We start from the raw sequence: 1,974 nt of genomic DNA on the forward strand, positions 1-1,974 counted from the left end.
TAAATTTAAAAAGGTCTAGCTCTCGCCAGACCTAAAACATTAAATTTAAGAGTTAAAAACTTAAGTTCTAAAGACGCTTAGTTTTGTATTTAGTGCATCTGTCATCTTATTTAGATGTTCAGCTGCAGAAGCTATCTCTTCGACGCTTCTAGCATTTTCAGATGAAATTTGATTGATCTCTGAGATGCCATCCATGATCTCATTTACGTTTTTACCAGTTGCGATGTAGTCTTGCATAGTCTTATCTGACATCGCTATGGCGTTATTCATCGTTTCGCTCATATTATTTATAGTCTTTTCAACGTCACTTGCCACATGGGTTAGCTCTTGAATTTGTTTAGAGTTGATACCCATTTGCTCGCTGCTATCATTTATCGCTTGGACGATAACGTTGATAGTTGCGTTTATCTCTGTTAGAGATTTTTGAGTTCTCTCAGCTAGCTGTCTAACTTCATCAGCTACAACTGCAAAGCCGCGTCCATGCTCGCCAGCTCTTGCTGCTTCAATGGCTGCATTAAGTGCAAGTAGGTTTGTTTGATCTGCGATATCGTTGATAACTACAAGGACTGATTTAACCTGCTCAGCATCACGGCTAAGCTGCTCGATCTTGCCAGCCATTTGATTTTCTACATTGGCAGAGTCTACGATCTGAGACGATAGAGATTTGATAGCTTCAGTAGCTGTTTTTATATGATTGCTTGCCTTTTGAAGATCATCTTTGCCAGCTTGAGCAACTGCTAGTGACTCTTTCATATTCTCTTGCATTACTTTACATCTTTGATTTGTCTCTTCTACTATTTGAGTTGACTCTTCTACGCGTTTACCTGTTTGAAGAGATGTAGAGCTTAGCTCATTTGCGACTGAGCTGTTTTCATTTGAAAGATTTTTAGTGTCACTTATAAGTACTCTTATTCTCTCTATAAAATCATTTATATCATTGCTTATCTTAGCAATCTCATCTTTGCCGTAGATTGGGATTTTAAGCGTAAAGTCAGATGTTATAGCATTTAAATTTGCTCCTAATCTATCAATAGGATTTGCAACCATCTTTTTAAGTAGTAATATAGATACTATTATAAGAAGCAATGTAACTATAATGCTTGCAATAATGAAGTTTTTACTAACTACTTTTAGAGGTGTTAAAAAATCATCTGTAATAGCTGAACCAAGCAAAATCCAGTCTAGTTTGTCAAATGGTTTAAATGCTGCTATTCTTTCAACTCCATCAGCTACAACAAGCTTAGCACCTTCTCTCTCTTTTGTGATGTTATCCATAGTAGCTTTTAGCTCACCACTTAGCTCTTTACCAGCTTGATTTGGGTGGATATCAAATTTATTAGTCTTTGTATTAAAGATAGAGAAGTATCCATGCTCACCTAGCTTCATAGAAGCAAATGTCTTTTTAAGATCCTCTAGACCGTTTGTGAAGTCGTAACCAACATACAAAATTCCTATAACGTCATTACCATTAACAATAGGCTCATATATGCTCATATAGTTGCGACCAAATAAATTTACAACACCTACATATCGTTCTTTGTTTATTGCATTTTTATAAACTGGACTATTTTTATCTAGTAGTGTGCCGACAGCTTTGCTACCATCTGGCTGTGTTACGGCAGTACTTACTCTTAAAAAGCTATCGCCTGATTTTGCAAAAACGGTTGAAATTCCGCCATTTGATGCTCTACCAAATTTATCGATAATATCGTAGTTGTTATTTAAAATACCGCTTTGAGAGACTAGTTCAAGTGCTTCGTAATTGCCAGTCTTACTCATCTGATGATCAACTGAGATTTTTCCAACCAACTCTTTAAAGACGCTCATTAACGTCTCTGCATTATTAACATTGTCCTTGTTAAATAGTTCAACCGTATCCATTGCAAGAGCGACATTTTGTTTAACAGTAGTTACTACTCCATCCTTGATCTCACGCTCTAAGACATGTGACGTGTAGAAAACAAAGCAAGCCAT

At 36.4% G+C, this 1,974-nt stretch carries 1 protein-coding gene; it reads right to left on the reverse strand.

The window, feature by feature from the left end:
* Positions 1–60 precede the first annotated feature (60 nt).
* A partial coding sequence (locus tag HMPREF1019_RS09615) for a methyl-accepting chemotaxis protein (RefSeq protein ID WP_009295554.1) occupies positions 61–1,974 on the reverse strand: 1,914 nt, incomplete at its 5' end.

The sequence above is a fragment of the Campylobacter sp. 10_1_50 genome (assembly GCF_000238755.1).
In the GTDB taxonomy this organism is placed as follows: Bacteria; Campylobacterota; Campylobacteria; order Campylobacterales; family Campylobacteraceae; genus Campylobacter_A; species Campylobacter_A concisus_R.